This is a genomic window from Shewanella colwelliana (assembly GCF_001735525.1).
Classification (GTDB): Bacteria; Pseudomonadota; Gammaproteobacteria; order Enterobacterales; family Shewanellaceae; genus Shewanella; species Shewanella colwelliana.
In genome coordinates this window covers 14,261-34,231 of record NZ_MCBT01000049.1, presented here as the reverse complement: position 1 = coordinate 34,231, position 19,971 = coordinate 14,261, and the positions used below count along the sequence as shown (strand labels likewise).

The 19,971-nt window shown below is 45.7% G+C and carries 13 protein-coding genes; 6 read left to right on the top strand and 7 right to left on the bottom strand.

Annotated elements, in window-relative coordinates:
• Positions 1-1,535: 1,535 nt before the first annotated feature.
• Positions 1,536-3,629: an alkyl/aryl-sulfatase gene (locus BEL05_RS20635; RefSeq protein WP_069672294.1), complete on the bottom strand. Its 2,094-nt coding sequence runs from the start codon at positions 3,627-3,629 to the stop codon at positions 1,536-1,538.
• A 188-nt stretch (positions 3,630-3,817) separates the two neighbouring features.
• On the opposite strand from BEL05_RS20635, the gene BEL05_RS20630 reads away from it, so the two are divergent.
• From BEL05_RS20630 to glnD, 3 genes are all read left to right on the top strand, one after another.
• Positions 3,818-4,735 (top strand): LysR family transcriptional regulator, encoded by a 918-nt coding sequence (locus tag BEL05_RS20630; RefSeq protein ID WP_069672293.1) that lies wholly within the window; start codon positions 3,818-3,820, stop codon positions 4,733-4,735.
• Between the two features lie 208 nt (positions 4,736-4,943).
• Entirely contained in the window at positions 4,944-6,299 is a 1,356-nt protein-coding gene (gene mgtE, locus BEL05_RS20625; protein ID WP_069672292.1) for a magnesium transporter, read from the top strand.
• Positions 6,300-6,454: 155 nt separating this feature from the next.
• Complete coding sequence (glnD, locus tag BEL05_RS20620) at positions 6,455-9,070, top strand: [protein-PII] uridylyltransferase (RefSeq protein ID WP_069672291.1); 2,616 nt, start codon at positions 6,455-6,457, stop codon at positions 9,068-9,070.
• Between the two features lie 412 nt (positions 9,071-9,482).
• Here the strand turns inward: glnD and BEL05_RS20615 are convergent, their stop codons facing one another.
• From BEL05_RS20615 to BEL05_RS20595, 5 genes are all read right to left on the bottom strand, one after another.
• Positions 9,483-10,364, bottom strand: coding sequence for a mechanosensitive ion channel family protein (locus BEL05_RS20615; protein ID WP_028764299.1), 882 nt, complete (start codon positions 10,362-10,364; stop codon positions 9,483-9,485).
• Between the two features lie 105 nt (positions 10,365-10,469).
• The gene (locus BEL05_RS20610) at positions 10,470-11,735 is read right to left on the bottom strand and encodes a polysaccharide biosynthesis protein (protein ID WP_069672290.1); all 1,266 of its coding nucleotides are present in this window, start codon (positions 11,733-11,735) and stop codon (positions 10,470-10,472) included.
• Between the two features lie 269 nt (positions 11,736-12,004).
• Positions 12,005-12,502 carry a VF530 family protein gene (locus tag BEL05_RS20605; RefSeq protein WP_028764301.1) on the bottom strand — a complete coding sequence of 166 codons (498 nt, stop codon included), beginning with the start codon at positions 12,500-12,502 and terminating at the stop codon, positions 12,005-12,007.
• 320 nt (positions 12,503-12,822) lie between these two features.
• Positions 12,823-14,469 (bottom strand): endonuclease, encoded by a 1,647-nt coding sequence (locus BEL05_RS20600; protein ID WP_069672289.1) that lies wholly within the window; start codon positions 14,467-14,469, stop codon positions 12,823-12,825.
• 266 nt (positions 14,470-14,735) lie between these two features.
• The gene (locus BEL05_RS20595) at positions 14,736-15,416 is read right to left on the bottom strand and encodes an energy-coupling factor ABC transporter permease (protein ID WP_069672288.1); all 681 of its coding nucleotides are present in this window, start codon (positions 15,414-15,416) and stop codon (positions 14,736-14,738) included.
• A 182-nt stretch (positions 15,417-15,598) separates the two neighbouring features.
• Between BEL05_RS20595 and BEL05_RS20590 the strand changes: the two genes are divergently transcribed.
• The 3 genes from BEL05_RS20590 (at position 15,599) to BEL05_RS20580 (ending at position 19,259) form a co-directional block, all read left to right on the top strand.
• On the top strand, positions 15,599-16,504 hold the full coding sequence (locus BEL05_RS20590; RefSeq protein ID WP_069672287.1) for a helix-turn-helix transcriptional regulator: 906 nt from the start codon (positions 15,599-15,601) through the stop codon (positions 16,502-16,504).
• A gap of 62 nt (positions 16,505-16,566) precedes the next feature.
• A complete protein-coding gene (locus BEL05_RS20585; RefSeq protein ID WP_175427360.1) occupies positions 16,567-17,430 on the top strand; it encodes a nuclear transport factor 2 family protein in 864 nt (287 codons plus the stop codon).
• A 158-nt stretch (positions 17,431-17,588) separates the two neighbouring features.
• The gene (locus tag BEL05_RS20580; RefSeq protein WP_069672286.1) at positions 17,589-19,259 is read left to right on the top strand and encodes an amidohydrolase; all 1,671 of its coding nucleotides are present in this window, start codon (positions 17,589-17,591) and stop codon (positions 19,257-19,259) included.
• A gap of 155 nt (positions 19,260-19,414) precedes the next feature.
• Here the strand turns inward: BEL05_RS20580 and BEL05_RS21320 are convergent, their stop codons facing one another.
• Positions 19,415-19,537 carry a hypothetical protein gene (locus BEL05_RS21320; RefSeq protein ID WP_259651027.1) on the bottom strand — a complete coding sequence of 41 codons (123 nt, stop codon included), beginning with the start codon at positions 19,535-19,537 and terminating at the stop codon, positions 19,415-19,417.
• Positions 19,538-19,971 lie beyond the last annotated feature (434 nt).

The window sequence follows — 19,971 nt, the reverse complement described above, 5'->3', positions numbered from 1 at the left end:
ACCTCGTTGGACCAGTGAAAACGCGCACAGTTAACTATCTGTATGTAATGAACTTATCAGCATTTTGCTAAATATACCATCTGGAAAAACACGCATGCGCGTTTTCCAAACCTATTATCTACTTGACGAATAGCATAAGCGATTAATTTTAAAGCCATTTGTTTAAACCGAAATGAGAAAATGCGCACGAATACAGGATGAAAATCGTTCAACATTCTTGTGATTTGAATATGACTGTATAGTTACCCAGTTTTTGGTTGGGGAGTAGTGAATTACATCTCGCTGGTGTCGCGATGAAAATGTCTAGGCCAGAAAGCCCGTTAGGTACTGATCCACCGACAACGTGTTAAGTCATTTTGAGGCAAAAGCACGTTAGCTTTTTACTCGCCACTCACTCCAAATGAAGTAAAATCGAAGAGAGTCAATAACCCAGTGTAGATGCAGCTGCGGACGTTGATGGCATGGCCGCTCTTTGACATCCATGTCATCGCGGCATTTGTGAATCCATTCACTTCAGATACCACCGTGGAGCGTATAGGGACATATTCACAGCGTGCCAAAAGAGTGCTTGCACACAAGCTCACCGCAGGTGATTGATTACTATGAAGGTACGACCCTCAAGCTCACTTAACCAATCCCCTCCCCAGCCAAACGCAACTAAGGCTAATCCAAAAAATGCCAAACCTTCATTCCAAGGCCACCAAACTTTGGGGCAAAATCAAGTTAGTTTTTTATTCCTCCTTCCGACATCCGCCAAATCGAAGAGACGTTGAGATACCGAGTGTAGATACGCCGGTGAGCTTCCGAAACAGGGATGTTTCGGCAGAGCCTAAAGGGACTTATTCACGGCGTCTCACAGGCGTATCTGCACATCCCTCGCCGGGCAGGCGTTAGATGGCGATAAAGGTATGACCTTCAGGCACACACCCCAATAACAATGAACCAAAAGAGAAAATGTAACCAGCCTTCATTCGAAGGCTAACAAGTTTTGGGGCAAAAGCACGTTAGCTTTTTACTCGCCACTCACTCCAAATGAAGTAAAATCGAAGAGATAAAATATCCCCGTGTAAGCACGGTTTTGGCCTTCGAAATCATGGCCAAAAATGTTCCCGACATTTTTCGGCATTCCCTACTTCCATGTAAGTCAGATGATTTCGCAGAGCCCACATGGAAGTGCTCACAACAATATCCCTATCTAAAAGCCAGTTCGACAATCCCTGTCTCTCGTTCGTGGGCTCGAAGCTACGCTTCACTCACCGAGCCAAAAGAGTGCTTGCACATAAGGCCTGCGGCAGGCAATTTCTAATGGTGAAGGTACGACCATCAAATACCCTTAACAAATAAGATGCAGCCAAACGCTACTTAAGCTAAATGAAAAAATGCCAAACCTTCATTCTAAGGCCAACTACTGCCTGCTAAGCCAGCGAGATACTGCATTATAATGAAAACCTCGTTAGCGCCTGACACCAAATTCATCCGATAAAAAAACCGCTCATTGAGCGGTTTTTCTATCGGCGAGTTAATCAACTAAAACACTAGTGGTCATGGCCGTGATGACGGTCATTGCGCACAGGCTTTGGCACATCTTGCATATAAATAGCACGGTTGGCCTCAATCACCTTGTCTGATGGTAGCGGAACAATTTCAAATGCAGGGTCAAACTCTGTTAAGACCTTGGCTAGTGTCTCAAGGAATGACGCATCACCTTCAATTGTGGCCGCTTGCGTTTCAAGCAACTCTTTTACTGTCGTCTGCTGAAGATTAAGTTTGACGATGTCAGACTGCTTGATACGGAAAGTGGCCGTAGTCCCCGCTTTCTCTGCATCAATCTTAGCGTTACTCAAATTGCCATTAGCCAATTCAACCACATACACCTCTTTGGTATCTGGCAGCACTAAGTTAATCTCAAAGTGATAATCTTGCGCCTTAATCGAGTCCACTTTTATCGCTAAGAAATCCAGCAATGACCCCACAGGCATCTCGGCAATCACATCGGCAGAAGCGGACTTTAGCGCGCCAGCTTGGCGACCAATACGTAGCTCTTGCGCCCCAGAAAGGTAGACATTACGCCAGCCAGCCCCTTCCGACTGATAACCTAACTGCTCATAAGTATCGGCAAGCAGGTTACGCGCATCGTTATTACTTGGGTTATTCACCACCACTTTGTTCAATGCTGTTGCAACAAAGTGATACTCTCCTTTAGCAAAATCGGCTGTTGCACGCTTTAAAATCGCTTTGTCTCCGCCCATGTACTCCACAAACTTAGCCGCTTCTTCGTTCGTTGGTAATGGGTTTAGATTGGCTGGGTTCATGTCAAAGAAACCCAAGTACATGTTGTATACGGCGCGCGCATTATGTGAGTAAGTGCCGTGATAACCATTGGTGTGCCAAGCATCTTTTATCGATTGCGGTAAGACTTTCTCTATTTCCCAACCGATATCTTGCAGTACTACGCCATTGTTGGCTAAGCGCAACGATTGATTATGCACGAAACCGTAATTATCACGTTGAAGCTTTAAAAAATCGGTGATATCACTGTTACTCCAAACTGGCGAGCTATGAGCAGAGAACAGAAACTCTGCTTCGCCGCCCCAATGTTGTAGCATGTTGTTGATCTCTTTAGACCATTTCAGTGCATCACGTACCTTAGCGCCACGCAGGGTATAGACGTTATGCATGCCCTTATAAGTGACTTCTGCGGCCCAAATGGTTTTCATACTTGGGATATATGCCACAGCTTCCGATACCGCTTCGGTACCTGAGGCATCCATGAATACCACCTCTAAGCCGTCGATGATGACAGTCTCAAACTTACCATTATGGTTTGTTTCATAATCTGGCAACACATAAGTGATCTCACCTTTGGCAATACCATTAGATAATGCCGCATCGACAATCGTAGTTTCTGACGGCACCATAGTGGCACCATATTGGTAAGAAGTACGGCGCGACATGGCGTTACCCGCTAGCACGTTTTCATCGACCATCTCTTTAGTGATATCGGCAGAGCCGTAAACCTTCACCTCAGGAAACAGATCTTGTATGCCGCGAGAGCCGCCAAAATGATCCGCATGGGAGTGAGAGTAGATCATCGCGACCACAGGGTCGTCGTTACCAAATGGCAAGTGCTTAAGGGCAAATAGCAAAGAAGCTTTAGCCGACTCTCGCGTGGTCAGGGGGTCAAATACAATCCACCCATTATCACTACGCACTAGGCTCATGTTGGCCAAATCTGTGCCACGGATCTGGAAGATTTTGTCGTTAACCTGATACAAACCGTAGGCTTCATTGTTCATCTGTGCCTGGCGATAGAGCGACGGGTTAATGGTCTCTGGGGTTTCTTCACCAATGAACTCGTAAGCATCGGCAAGCAGTGCGGCAGTTTCAGCGTCAAGTGGCGCAATAAGGTTAGCGCGGCCTTCCTGAAACGACTTGGTATCGTCAAACTTGAGTCCTTTAGCAAACTCGCTGTTGTAAGCTTTAGTCGCCTCACTCGCTGGCTTGCCTTGGTACATAAACGATGTTGTAAGCGCATGTTCATCTTGACCAGCGCCATGACTGTGTGCACTGACAGAGGCACTATAGGTAAAGGTTGATAGAACGAGAGTTGCAAGGATGGTCTTTTTCATGCGAAATCACCTTCAAAGTAGTAATGAACTTTAGCTAAGGTGCCAGCACTGGCTGCCACCTTTGAATTGCAGTAATAATAACCAAACCACAATTTAGATAAACAAAGGTAACTATGGTTAACACTTAAGCTATACTTATGAATTAAGCACGATTGACCGCAACAAAACCCCCTATAGAAGGCAGTTTTATGACCGACAAGCTGGACCTTAACCTCTTTAGTGTGTTTATGCAGGTATACCATCATCAATCCATCACGTTGGCGGCCGAGCAACTTAACGTCACACAAGCAGCGGTCAGTGGTTCAATAAAGCGCTTAAGTGAACGTTGTGGCCAAGATCTTTTTGTCCGCCATGGGCGCGGCATTATTGCCACCCACTTTGCCCACCAGCTAATGAAACAGTTAAGCCCCGCCATGGATATCATGGACAGCGTAATTGATAATCTGCAAGCATTTGACAGCAAACGGAGTAAGCAGGTCTTTACTGTATTAGCCTTTGAGTCCATCACTAATCAGCTGCATCCACATGCAATGAAGCTGCAGCAGCAAGGCTATCCACTGATCCGCTTTAAAGAAGATCACTCAACTGAGGAGCACATTAACGAAGCGCTCAACTCTCAACAGGCCGACTTGGCTATCGATACCATAGAGAACAGAGATAGCTCTCTGATTTGTGAGCCCTTAGTCACCGAAGAGATAGTGCTTATCTGTCGTCAAGGTCATCCACGGATATCCACAAGAATAACGACTGAGCAATACTATGATGAGCAGCATGTCACCTTAAAGCTGACTCGCGCTAATCTCTCTGCCGTGGATTTTTATGCGCAAGAAAGCGTTGCGCAAAGAACTGTGGTTGCCGAGTGCCACTCGTTACTGTCGCTAATAGGACTGGTGGCACAAAGTGATTGCGTGGGGGCCTGCAGCAAAAGCCTTGCAATGAAATACCAACAGGCTTTTAATCTGCAAGTCATTAAGATGCCGCTACGCTTTAAGCCTATTCAACTGTCACTGATTTGGCATCGAAGGCAGAAACACAATCCTGCCCATACATGGTTAAGAGACACCATCAAAAGCATCTTCAATAACGGCTCAGAACACCTAATTTGACGTTCAATACCCAAAGGCTGTTATGCTAATAAGTAACAAGTTCTCATTTAGTTATATGGCGATATGCCACCTTGTATCGCCTCAAAGACACGTATTACCTATGTTACATCGCACCATTGGGTGATTTTTTTATTGCAGAGATAAGCCAAGTATTATCTGCTTAGTCTCTGCCTCGGTGAAGTAACACCTCTCATGTATTGGGGTTTCTATGACAATCAAATTTCAACACCTCATTAATTCCATTGATATCGCCTTGGATGAAAATGATGAACAAGCACTACAAAAATTACTGGTAAATACCTCGGCGGCAGAAATTGCTCGCCTAATGGAATCGCTGACACAAAAAGACCGATTAACGCTTTGGCATTATGTCCCTACGCGCTTACGCGCCAAAGTCCTACTTGAGCTGCATCAAGACCTACGAAGAAGCCTTATCGCTCACACCGATGAGGTAGAGTTAACCGCCAGCCTTAGCGCCGTGCAGATGGATGAGTTAGCAGACATCGACAGCGACTTACCCATCACAGTTATCTCTGCCATGGTGCAAGCGATGGATGCCCAGCGGCGAGAGCGTTATGACTTAGTCAAACATTACCCCGATGACAGCGCTGGCGGCCTCATGGACGTGGACATTACGGCGGTACGCGCAGATGTATCACTAAAGGCTGCGCTGAGGTATATGCGCAGGCTGCGCCAACGAGAAGGTGCCCTGCCCGATCATTTAGACAGTCTGATGGTGGTCGACCGTAACAATGTACTATTAGGGGTGGTGCCATTAAGCCAAATCATCTCCAACGATTTGAGCATTAGTGTTCGTGACGTTATGTCAACAGAGGTCACTAGCTTTACGCCGCTGAACTCAGCCCATAATGTGGCGCAGGCATTTAAAGATAAAGACTTGCTCTCAGCTCCCGTGGTCGACGACCAGCATAAACTCATTGGCCGAATCACGGTCGATGATGTTATCGACGTTATCCAAGATGAAGCAGACAAAGAGGTGTTTTCACGGGCAGGCCTTAATAGTCATCCCGATATGTTTGCACCCATACTCAAAAGTTCTGGCCGCCGAGCAATCTGGCTAGGCATTAACTTAATGACCGCATTTCTGGCGGCATGGGTGATTGGCTTATTTGAAACCTCTATCGAAAAAATCGTCGCGCTTGCAGTCTTGATGCCGGTGGTCGCCAGTATGGGCGGTGTTGCAGGCAGCCAAACTCTGACCTTGGTCACGCGCGGTTTAGCCCTCAACCAAATTAACAATAAAAACATGGCCAAACTCATCGGCCATGAGTTCAGTATCGGGGCGCTAAACGGCATGTTGTGGGCGGCAGTGGTTGGTATTATCGCCTTTCAATGGTTTGGCGACTGGCAATTGGGAATGGTCTTTGGTGCTGCAATGATCATTGTGCTCGTCACCGGTGTGTTAGCTGGTACAACGATACCGCCACTATTAAAAAAAATGGGCATAGACCCCGCTCTCGCTGGCGGCGTGGTGTTAACCACAGTCACAGATGTCGTGGGCTTTTTTGCCTTCCTAAGCTTAGCCACACTCATCATTTTATAAACTCGCGAGGGCCCGGTTTGTAATTCTAAGGCGGATCCTCTACCCTAATTAACCATAGTAAACCCATTGTATAGGGGCGCTAAAATAGTGTGATGATGAAAGTCCACTACGCTAGCGCCAATATTGAGCCTAATACAAATCACCACAGGAGAAGCATGTCAGACTCTGATATATCGCCGCAATTACATTCCGCCATGAGCATCCCCGAATATAAACAGATAATTCAAGATGCAGACAATTACCTCAATGACAACTTTACCCATGTTGCTATCGATGAACTTGTCAAAATGCGATCCCAGTTTTTTGACTCCTTACTTCTCCACCTCTGGCAGCATACGGACCTCGACAATAGTATCTCGCTCAATGCCATCGGTGGTTATGGTCGCCAAACGCTACACCCCCATTCAGATATCGATCTCTGTCTTATATTCGATAAGCCTCTAAGTAATCACGATGCCGCTCAAATAGGTCATTTCTTTACCCAGTTATGGGATATTGGATTAGAGCTGGGTCACAGTGTACGCGGCTTAGATGAGATCAGCGCAGCCTGCGCCGAAGATATTACCATCGCCACTTCACTACTAGAGATACGCCACCTTGCAGGCCCTAGCGCACACGCAGAACAGGTATTAGACACACTTTACGAAGATAAGATATGGAGCGGTGAAGGATTTTTCCGTGCCAAGGTGGACGAACAAACCCAGCGCCATATGAAAGCCAGAGGCAGCGCGTTCAGTCTCGAACCTAATCTCAAAAACAGCCCCGGCGGAATGCGAGACATACAGACCCTAATCTGGGTGGCACGTAAATATTTTGCCGCAGCAGACATGGCCGCACTGCGTCGTTTCGGCTTTTTCACCGCCGACGAGTATGCAGAGTTATTAGAGTCGCAACATTTTATCTGGCGAACACGCTGGGCTCTACACACAGCGGCACAGCGGGCCGAAAACCGCTTACTTATAGCATTGCAAAGCGATGTAGCCAGGCTCATGGGCTTCGGTGACAACAGCAATCTGGCTATCGAAAAGATGATGCGCCAACTCTATCGCGCCATGCGACGAATAAGCGAACTTAATCAGATGTTGTTGCAGTATTTTGACCATGAAATTCTGTCGCAACCCGAAAAGCCATGTCAGATATTGAATGAACATTTCGAAATCAAAGGCCGATTAATCTACGCCCGCCACGATGACGTATTTGTTGACCGCAACCAACTTATCGCACTGTTTTGCCATATCGCAGAGCATGCATCTGAGATTGATGCTATCGCGCCGCAAACACTTAGACTAATTCGTCAGGTCAGACGGCGCTTGCTCGGCGATCTGCAGGACTTTCAGCAATGTCGCAAAGGATTTGTCGCTCTATTTAAACACCCTGAAGGAATGGGGTTAGCCCTCTCCTTAATGCACAAGCACGGTATTTTGGCCTCATACCTTCCCCAGTGGCGGGAGATTGTTGGGCAGATGCAGTTTGACCTATACCATGCCTACCCGGTGGATGAGCACACACATAAACTGCTGAAAAACCTCTATGCGCTAAATAGTAAAAGTGATGATGAAACGCTAACGCTACCCAGCGCAATTTTTAGCGCGCTGGAAAATAAAGAGACGTTACTATTTGCCGCGCTTTTCCACGATCTTGCAAAAGGACGAGGCGGAGATCATAGCGAGCTTGGCGCCGTCGATGCGCTGCAGTTTGCCAAATTTCATGACCTAAAACCTTCTCAGGCCAAGGTTATCGCTTGGCTCGTCGAAAACCATCTACTCCTGTCACTCTCCTCTCAACGTCTCGATATTTACGACCCATCGGAAGTCAAAAACCTTGCTAAAACCATAGGTACTAAGGCCAGGTTAGACGCACTGTACTGCCTTACCGTTGCCGATATCAAAGCCACCAACGACGATCTTTGGACCAACTGGAAGGCAACTCTCCTAAGAGACCTTTATATGTCCATCAGGCATGCGCTGCGTAACGGTTTAGAGAATGTGTTAGAGCAACGCGCCATTGTCAGAGAGCATAAGAACGAAGCGCTAGAGTTACTCGGTAACAGTAATGACACCACTGCCCAAGATGCGATAAAGCAGTTGTGGAAACGCTTGCCGCTATCGTTTTTCAGTAGTGCAAAGCCACAAGAGATAGCCCATTACTCACAGGCACTTATTGAACATGGTACGCAAGATGAGCTGATACTTATCGACGAAAGCTACACCAAGGGCTCTAGTGATCTGTTTGTCTATATGAAAGATAAACCCGGATTATTTGTCACACTATTTAACACACTCGCCTCACTACAGATCTCAGTGCAGCAAGCCAACATCTCCAAGACCAAAGACGGTTATGTCGTGGAGTCATTAAAGATCCTCGATTATGACCACCAGCCCATCTCAACAGCCAGCCGACGTGGGCGCATTAAACAGAAGTTAAGACAGGTGCTATTTGAAAACAAATGCATTCCGAAGCAGCGCAAAAATAATCAGATAGGCTCATTTATCTGTGAGCCCAAAGTGGAGTTTTTGCATTCTCGAAAGAAAGATAGAACCCTGATTAGCGTAACAGCGCTAGACAACCCCAAATTTATGAGCCACTTCTGCCAAGGCTTTAGGCAATTTGATCTCAACATTCACTCAGCCAGAATTACCACGGTAGGAGAACAGGTCGACAACGTCTTCTTAGTCTCAGATAGAGATGGGCAACCACTTGACGATGAAAGTAAACAAGCGCTGAAATCCTTTTTCGTCGACACGATTAAAGAGCAACACCCTATTGCATAGATGCTAGGTGATAGATGCTAGATGCTAGGTGCTAGGTGTTAGGTGTTAGGTGTCAGGTGTCAGGTGTTAGGTGCAGCGTAGGTGAATAGGCAAGCTTGTAGAAGGCACTATTCTGCAACGTGCTGCAAGTACATCCCCGTGTGCTCTGCGCCAGCATCTAATGCGAATAGCTTCACAAATGTCACGATGATATGCCAGTGATGCTCCCTACATGGCTCAGGCACTGCCCATATCCTTATGGGTCAGAGCGCAAAGAGCGGCCATACAGGCAAAGACCGCCGCGTTTACACTTGTTATCTACCGTTCCTTCGATTTGATTTCAGTTGTAGAGTCAGTGGTCAAAATATGGGGAATAAGTTAAGGCTGACTTACCTGAAAATTAGAGATAAAGCTCGCTCATTTAAACCAATGGCTAATCTACAGGCATATTTCGAGCGGGTTGCTCTATGCTAATTGCGCCGTCAATATGGATATCCCGTTGTGGGAAGGCGATAACGATGTCATGCTCATTAAATAACTGATAAAGCCTAAAGCGAATATCACTACGAATTTTACGTGTGTCGGCTTCTGAATTAGCGCACACCCAAAAAATGCCATCAAACATAAGTGCGTTATCACCAAAATCAGCAAACAACACTACTGGCTCAGGCTGTTTTATAATGTCGTCGCGCTCATCCAGTGCTTGTTTAATCAAACGGGCAACCAAAACCGCATCAGAGCCATAAGCCACACCCACACTGACCGTTGAGCGGGCGTTATTGTCTATTAGTGTCCAGTTAGTCACTGTGTTTTCTAGCAACTGACTATTGGGCACCAACATATGCACCCCGTCGCTTCGGCGGATTAAGGTCGAACGAGTATTAATGCTCTCAACCACGCCTTTGGTTTCACCTATCTCTAGAAAGTCCCCAATGCGAATGGGTCGCTCCCACATCAAAATCCAACCACTGATGAAGTTATTAATGATGTTTTGTGCGCCAAAACCTACCCCAATGGCCACCGCACCCGAAACAAAGGCAAAAGCTTTAAGGGGGATATTAAGGATCTCAAGACTGGTGACCAACAAAATCGCAATGGCTAACACTAGGTAGATACGTGAAAACAGGTGCACCGCATCTGGCGCAACCTTTCTTTTATACAATGCGCGTCGAATCAACTTACCGATTCGGGTCACCACAAACCAAGCTAAAAACAGCAGTAAAGGTACCTGTAGCACTTGCGATACGGTAATCGATGACCCGCTATAAGTAAAAAGCACGTATGACATAGAGTCACTGATCAACTGCCAGTCCATTGCTACCCCAATTACCATCATTAATGTCTATTGAGTATAACAGTCTGAATAAAATCTGTAGTTTATGTTTGTTTAACGGGTCACCTCGCTTATCGCCACAGGGAATTAAACCGATTGCCCTTGATGTTGCCGCACGACCCTACGCTCAACAAAACTAGACAGAATAAACATCAACATGTAACCACTGCCAAGGGCTAACACCACGGCAACGACATTATCGGTAAACAGGGTATAAAAATAGTAACTGGCAACAAGGGCCACAATACCGCTAAGGCGGATCGCTAAGCTCTGGACAAACAAGCCATGAGCTTTGATAAAAGCCAGCTGATAGGCATTCAACATCATAAATACAAAAAACAGTGAAAAGTGCATTAATACGGGTGCCGCCTTGGCGTAAGTTTGAGGAAACACCCAATCAACCACTTGTTGCCCCGCAAACAACATCAGCACAAAGAAACTGATAGATACCAAGATGGCAATTTTGTATATCCACCTCTTAATTAACCCGACCTGCTCGTTTTGTTTTTCCCTCACGCAGACAGCCAGTTCGGGTAAAACAAAACGATAAATAGGGAATACAAATAACAAGGTCAAATAAGCAATCATGGGTCTCACCACCACCTGAAAGTCCCCCAACTCGTCAATACTAAAGTGAGCAATGGTTAACAATACAGTGATGTAAATCATCAGCAACCCAGCGCCAGCCTCAAGGGCTGAGGTAATACTTTTCTGAACAAAACTCTTAAGGCTTGGGGTCATATTGACCGACGCTAATGGCGTGGTGGCAATAACCTTGCGGCGATTGACAAACATGTACCCTGCGACGGCTAATGAAGACAACATCAAGCTATAGAAGAGTGATGCTATAGCTGTTTGATTTAAAAGATAAAAAGTGACTCCGAAAGCGATGACCTGCCCTAACGGCTCCATCCAAGTCACCTTGTTTGAAATATGATACATACGGTACATGGCGATTTGATTGGCAAAGTAGACCTTTAGTCCCATCCCCAAAATGATGCCGACCAAATGAAAATAGGCCACATCTAAATGCAGCTCATGCTTAATATAGGGAAGCACAATCCCCCATGTCAGCAATACCATTGCGATTAACGTGTAGCGAAAAATATTAGTAATATCTTTATCATTTTGGGTTTGCGAATAGCTCACCACCATAGATGAGCGAAAACCAGTCATTAAAATTAATGACATAGAGATAATATCCACCACGGTGTGATAAAGCGCCAAGTCACTTTTTACCACCCACTGCGCCAACCAAATTTTGAATCCAAACCCAATAGAAATACTGACCAGTGTCGCCCAAATCCCTGCAACAAACGCGCTTTTTACCCGCTCAATGGGTGTGACTGCCATGAAGACCTCAAAAATATGATAATAATCGGCTCAGTGCCAAAGGTAGGATTCTACCAAGCCAGCAAAAACAAAAATGTGACCGCACTTTACGAAAGCAAACAATCGACGAAACTCGATGATGGTGTAAACAAGGTTTAACACCAAGGAATAGATACGCCCAATGCCAAACAGGCACGGCAGCAAGCAGGTTTATTTAATCAGCAACTTTCATCACTAAAATGAAAAAAGGCGAATGTTTATTAACATTCGCCTTTTTATTATCCATTAATCTATTTTCCCCAGGGATTATTGGGGTCTTGCGATGGTGCTGGACGCTTGCTGCCTGAACGCTTGTTTTGCGCATAGCCATCTTGTGCTCGTGGCTTGTCTTTACCGTACTTAGGGCGTGTGTTGTTTTTCTTCATCGCCTCGTAATCGGCCGTCGCTTTGGCACGCATTTCAGCAATGAGTTCAATGGTCAACTCTTGAGGTTTACGCGGCACTATGCCGTCGGCAAAGCCACGTTCTCGAGGTTTTAACTCAAACTGCGCCGCACTACCCTTAGGCATACGCTTAAATCGATACAAGTAGAAGCTTTCAACTCGCTCTCTGGCCCACTCAGTTTTTTTCAGAAACTTAAGACACGCTTCCATGGTTGGATTGGTATTGAAACACTCTAGACGCAATGCTGCGTAGAGAATTTTCCAATCGTAAAAATCCACTAGCTCTGTCACCATTGTTTCTAACTTTAAGCCGTGAAGTGGGTTGTTTTGTTGCAGTTCAATCATGGGAGTTCCAACTACCGCCAAGGCGGTGTTTACTTTATTAAATTAAGTTGCGTTAAGTACAGTGACACCAACTCACGCTAAGCAAGACCCTTGCAGGTTGTGCCAATCAGGTTCGTGAACCATAAATCACGCTGCCGCTAGGCATGTACGATGGCTTAATAATAACAATAAAACCCTAGTTTCACCCAGCCCATTTCGCCACCTTAGGTAATTTCCTCATCAGGTGCACAAAAAACGCAGCCAAAAGGCTGCGTTCACTTTGAGCTCTTCCGGGCACTCTCCGCGCTTTCAAGCGTCACGGCTTTGCCCATGACTCACCACTATTGGCAAGCAGCACCATAGAGATCAACCGCCCAACTGCTATTGTCGATAAACGGATTTCTGTTTTTTTGCCACTCAAAGATACGATTGTTGCGACGACGTTCCCAGTCGCTCACCGGATCTTGTAGATGCCAGCTCAACAAGGTACACAAATCGCCGAGTAATGGTTCACCATTTCCGGTGACACCACTGACAACACTCAGATCTGGCGTACCGCTGCTGTCGTTACCTTCATAGCGTACATCCATATAGAACACCATACGTGCGACATCGCCTTTAACATCGTCTTTAGGCTCAAAACTATCTGCATCAGTTCTATTACCCATCGCCTCTGTTATCTCACTGCCACCTAAGGCAAAGTCTTTATTGCCGCGGCTACTATTAACCGTCACATCGGCTGGACGCAGGTGATGGAGATCGGTATAGCCATGCTGACCACTACTTGGAAAACCATGACTTTTGGCCCAAACGTGTTCGCGATTCCACGCATCTAACGAAGTACTCATGCCAGCACGGTTAGTTTTTGGCTCTGAGCGTCCGCTGTATAACAAGATGACATTATTGCTATTGTTGGGGTCTTCGTCGGCATAGCCCAATCCATCCCACACTTGGCTATAGCTAAAACGTGTATGCCCTTTAATGGTCTGATTGAGACTGGCCTTTAGCGCCGTCCCCGATTTACCAATAGCATCAGCATAATAGGTAGTGAAAACATAGTCACCATTATCGCCAGCAGAGCCATCGCCAGAGCCAGAGCCATTACCTTCACCACCACCCGTTACAACGGTGTAATTAACTACTAGAGAGACACCAGTGAACGTTTCATAAGCCTCAATATTAGCGTAGTAACGTCCTGCTACAGGTTGAATAATAGGACACTCTTCATTATTGCCTGACAGATACGGCGCGCAGTCATACACGCTGGTTGTTGGTTCGCTGCCTTGGCGTACATAAAGATCCGCATCGCCTGTGCCGCCGCTCATTACGACATTCACATTGGTGGCACCTTGAGGGAGGTCGACAAAATACTTAAGTGTCTCTCCTCGATTGGCACTCAAGTTACTCTTTGGTTGACCATTGCCCAGTTCGTTATCGCTAACACCGGTTCCGCCACCACCCGTGCCGCAGTCAACGCTTAAATCACCCGTACCTGGTGAGCCTGCATTGTCACTGGCACTCCAATCAAGTGCTGATTTAGTGTTGATAATGCTAGTGCGCTGCAATGAAACATTGCGCACATTAAGTGACCAGCCTGAAACTCCACCTTCCCAAGCAACAAGATCGACCTCTTCTGCGCCCTTGTTTAGGCGTACATAATCCCCAGAGTTACCTAAGGTTAATGGCATTGGTGATAGATCAGGCGCAGAGCCAAACAAGCTGGTAAATCCCGCTTGATTAGCCGCAACGGTAAAATAAGCGCCTGGTGCAATAGTCCCTTGCAATGGCAAGCTACTACCGTTGTCACTGAGCTGGTATTGGCTTAAGTCTATGCTGGTACACCCGCCATTAAACAGTTCGATAAACTCTTCAACGCTGTCATTATTGGGTGCGTCATATAGCACTTCACTAATCAGTAAATTGGCATTGGCATTCAACGCCAAACCGGTCAGCAGTGCTGCGGTTGTTAATTTAAATATATCCATCAATGATATCGCTCTTATTTTTTATTATTTGATTCAGTACATAAATGAACTGACCCCGCACTTCTCATCCATTTAGATGGATTATGAGGAGCACTTGGGAGGCATAGTAACCAAGAGTTGTTACATTTTGATACATTTAATTTATCTTTTTGATAACCATTGCGTAAATTTAATATAAACCGATGGCAAGCATTGCATTTGTTTGTGGGTGAGAGTAGATAGCCAATTTTAGGTGTTTGCACACCTAAGGCTCGGCGGTAATCGGCCATTCAAAAGTAGCGTTTATCTGAATAGTCATATAACCAATCAGGGCGATACACCACCAGCAAAGTCACCGCCATACCATTGAGCAAGGCCTCAGGAAAACCCAATAATGGGATCAACAGTAGGTAGTTGTCTAGCAAGTAGTTCCAGTTATAGTCTGTACTCAACCATAGCCAGATGGACCAAGCGCTCATATGAAAGATGATCGACAAAAAGGCATTAATAAAGCCACCACAAAAAATATAGATAAAAAGATGGTGCGGTAGATATTTAAACACTTGGCTATAAACCACGAAACAGAGAAACAGAGGCAATGCGATAGCGATTAAGCCATAGAGACCAACATCGAAAGGGGATTTAAACATAAACGTGGTAAAAAACAGCACAGGGAGCAAAGCTGCTACTGTAGCTAACCGCCAACCAAACATCAGCATCAAGGTCACCAGCCCTAAAAAGTGCACATGGATCCCCGGGGTAATACTGGCATTTATCAGCCACAGGGTATTCACAGTGAAGGCGCTCAACAATAAGCGAGTTTGTAACGGCTTATCTTTACCTAAGCGTTGAATATCTTCACCAGGCCAAATTGCCCACAGCCACACCAACAAGGCTGCTATGGCCAGCGCTTGCGTTAAACTAAGTTGCCAATTGATCTCACTGATACGTTGCAGCAAAAAGTCGCTCATTACTGGCTACCTCACATTTATGCCCCACATCTACTCTTCAACACCGCTATTCACCACGCAGCCAATGCACATGATTCAGCTCACCGCTTCAGGACCTTGTAGCTGCGGCGGCATCTACAGGACTACATTTACCGTTTATTTGGGTATACTTAAAACGCCGTCCTCAACCAAGGTTTAGCGTCATGCGAGAGACAATCCCAAATGTACATTTTAGAGAAACTCAACTTCCTGAGGTCGGCTTTGAAATCATCCCACTGTCATCGCTTTACAGCAAAGCCACAATGGGAAGTTTAAACCAGCTTTATCAACCTCACAGGGTTACCTTTCACAACCTAATTATATTTACCTCTGGCAATGGCGAACACTTTGTCGACTTTAATACCATTCCCGTTGAAAAAAACAGCGTGGTACTGGTCAATACTGGGCAGATCCAAGCCTTTGATGAAGTAAACAAACCTCAGGGAAAGCTAATCATTTTCACCGATGAATACCTCGCAAAAGTCGCCAGTACCATTGACACAAAAATCTTTGCCCCAACACATCTGGTATCCTCATACCGCCAAAGCTTTAAACTTACTATCAATCAATCTAATGCGCTAATAAACCTTAGTAAGTTAATCAGTACTGAGTACCAGTCATCCCCCAATATTGGTTATTTACAGGTGCTATTTGCCGCGCTACTAACCAAAATAAGTGAAACTAGACCCGACATTTATCACCATCATATGTCCCCGTCACACATAAAATGCTTCGATCGCTTTATGCTGGATCTAACACAGCATTACACGCTCACTCGCGATGCTAATGAGTTTGCTCGTCGTATTGGTACAAGCTACAAAACCCTTAATAAAATTTGTAAGATGGCCACTAATCGCAGTGCAAAACAACTCATTGATGCTCTCATTATTTTAGAAGCTAAACGACGTCTATCGATTGATAACCAACAAGTACAACAGTTGGCTGACTATCTTGGCTTTGATGAAGCAACCAACTTTATTAAATATTTTAAAAAGCACACTTTAATGACTCCTAATCAATTCAAAAAGACCCTAAGTGTTCGACATTTACCATTTCAACGCTCGCTTTAACCTGCTTCACCCTAACCTATTTCCCTACAATGACTCCACATTCAAATCACAGGGAATTCACGATGAAAACCAGATTAATCGCCGCACTACTTGCCAGCACAGCCTTACTAAATGCCAGTGCGGGTGTACAGGCACAACCGGAGTCAACAATGAGTATTTCAAACAAAGATAAGACCATAGCCCTACTGACCTCTATTGAAACAGGTGATCAACAAGCCGTGGGCTACATTAACGCCAATCAATATGTCCAGCACAACCTTGCCGTTGCCGACGGGCTTGCTGGATTTGGTGAGCTATTACAAGCACTACCGAAAGGCAGCGCTAAAGTGAATGTGGTGCGCGCCTTTGAAGATGGAGATTATGTATTTACCCATACTGAATATAACTTCTTTGGTCCCAAAATTGGTTTCGATCTATTTCGTTTCGAGCAAGGTAAAATCGTTGAACACTGGGATAACCTTACCGTACGTTCTGCGCAATTAAACCCAAGTGGACACTCTCAAACTGACGGTATAACTGAAATTAACGACCGTCATAAAACAGAAGTCAACAAAGCCTTAATTGCTAACTTTGTAGAGACAGTTTTGGTTAAAGGTGACTATCACAAAATGGCTGAATTTTTCGATGGCGACAACTATGTCCAGCACAATAGCGTAATCGCCGATGGATTATCTGGCCTGACTCATGCGATAGAAGTTATGGCTGAGCAAGGGATCACCATGAAATATGACAAGAACCATACAGTGCTTGGAGAAGGTAACTTTGTCCTTTCGATAAGTGAAGGTAGATTGGGCGATGAACCAACTGCTTACTACGACCTTTTCCGTGTTGAAAACGGAAAAATAGCCGAGCATTGGGATGTAATGGAAACCATCATTCCAAAAGAGCAATGGAAGAACAGCAACGGTAAATTCGGTAACTTGTAATTCCACATCCTCTTACTTTTTTAACAAGCCGACTATGCCAATAAAGTGAGTCGGCTTTTCCTCTATATTTTGTAAAGAGCGCTATCACCTATTTGGCCAATCCATACTAAGCTGCTAGTATAAATATCCAACAAATAGAATAATAAGACACTGATTACATGAAGATTACTCCACGCCACTGGTTACTCGTATCCTGCTTGTTATCCACCGCGACCGTTACAGCCGACACAACTTTAATCAAAAATGTAAACGGCTATAGCGTTAACCAAGGACACCTCAGTCGCTTTAAGGCAATTCAATTTACTGATCAAAATATCGATAAAATCTACCTAGACTCATCGCCTGCAGTCGCCGCTGGGACACGTATTATTGATGGCGCTGGGCAAACTCTATTGCCTGGATTAATTGACGCACACGGACATGTACTCGGCTGGGGCCTCAATCTAGTCAGGGTTGATTTAAAGGGCAGTCGTTCAGAAGCTGAAGCCATTACACGTATTAAGGCATTTCGTCAACAAAACCCACAGCTGACATGGATTCAAGGCCGAGGGTGGAATCAGGTACTTTGGCAGAGCAACAGCTTCCCAACGTCAGCATCGTTAGATAAGGCATTTGGCGACAGCCCTGTGTGGCTTAGACGTGTCGATGGTCATGCTGGCTGGGCAAACAGTGCAGCGATGAAGCTTGCTGGTATCACAGATAAGACTCTAGCGCCCAGTGGTGGAGAGATCGTCCGTGACGCAGCAGGCCAGCCAAGTGGTGTTTTTATTGATAATGCAATGGCGTTGATTGAACGGGCAATTCCTGCACTCACTATCGCCGAGCAAGAAACCGTACTGAAAGCAGCCATGACAGATTTAGCACGCCTGGGCTTAACCAGTGTGCATGATGCAGGGGTGGGATTTGACACCATCAGCGCCTATAAACGGCTAGCCGACAGCGGTAAAATGCCTATACGGGTGTATGGCATGGTGGCTGCTGGCGATAGTCATTTCGATACTCTCATGGCTAAAGGGCCTTATCATCACCCATCAGGAAAACTGGATTTTAGTAGCATTAAAATCTCTGCTGACGGAGCGCTGGGCAGTCGCGGCGCCGCGTTAATTGAAGACTATTCTGATCTTCATGACCACCAAGGCTTGCTGCTCCATAGTGAGCAACAGCTCACCGACTATATGCGTAGTGCCATGGAAGCGGGCTTCCAAGTAAACACCCACGCTATTGGCGATCGCGCTAACAAAATGGTGTTAGATCGATATCAAGCCTTGATTAAACAAACCAATACTCAGGCTTTAAGGCACAGGGTTGAACATGCACAAGTGTTGCGCTTGGCCGATATTCCGCGCTTTGCACAACTCGGCGTTATCGCCTCTATGCAAGCCACTCATGCCACCAGTGATAAGAACATGGCCGAAGATAGGGTCGGTCCCCAGCGCATAAAGGGCGCCTATGCGTGGCGTAAATTACTCGATGCCGATGCGGTGATCGCCGCTGGCTCTGATTTTCCCATTGAGTCCGCTAATCCATTTTTTGGTTTACATGCATCCGTAACTCGCCAAGATCACACTAACCTCCCCCAAATGGGTTGGTACCCTAATGAAAAAATGACCATGGTTGAAGCCCTGCATAGCTTTACTGGGGCTGCCGCATACGCCGCGCATCAAGAAAATATGATCGGTGCACTCGCAGCCGGGATGAAAGCAGACTTTATCTTGGTAGACCAAGATCCCTTTAATGACGATGCACACACCTTATGGCAGACATCCGTCGCTGAGACTTGGGTAAACGGGGTGAAGGTTTTCGACGCCAAACAAGATAAACCTAAGTAATCCCGCGCTTGCCACTAGGTTAGACAAGTGCGGGTAAGTTATCAGATATGACAAAGCACCGTAGCCTCTGATGCAAAATGTTGCCGTAGGCTGGAGGGTTAAATCAAGAACGCCACGTTGGCAGACTTTAACCACTTCCGTAGTGCACTGAGGGGTTATTTAATATTATCAAGCAACCCCTTGGTCACTTTCTTGGCGTGCTTTTCATTGCGTTTTTCTTTCGCAGTCTTCAAAGGTTGCTTTTTACCTTCTCGGCCTTGTCTATGCTCTTTACTCATTTTCTGCTCCAGTGTTTACTGGGCACCTCAGCTTGGGCTAACCAATCGAAGCTTAGTCATTTTAACGAGCGTTTGATGTCCTAACGTAAACGAATTGACTTACTACTAGGTGTTTCATTGATCATCATAACACCAATAGGCAAACCCATTAGACCCAATTAAGCTCACTTTACCTCTGCCTAGACCGTCAGGGTCTATCTAGTCGAAGCCCAATAAATTCAATGCCAAATCAACATTCCTCAGCCAGCACCTATGCTTCCAAGCTTACTGCATAGAATTTTTCACCCGATCGCAAATCTCATCATTTGCTCACTTAACCAGCGCTCTTTACACTTCTTTAATTGAACCTGCAAATGATATTAATTATCATTCTCGAAAAGTCATCATTGACTATCACTGCACGTACCATAAACCATTTCACCACCAACGTAACG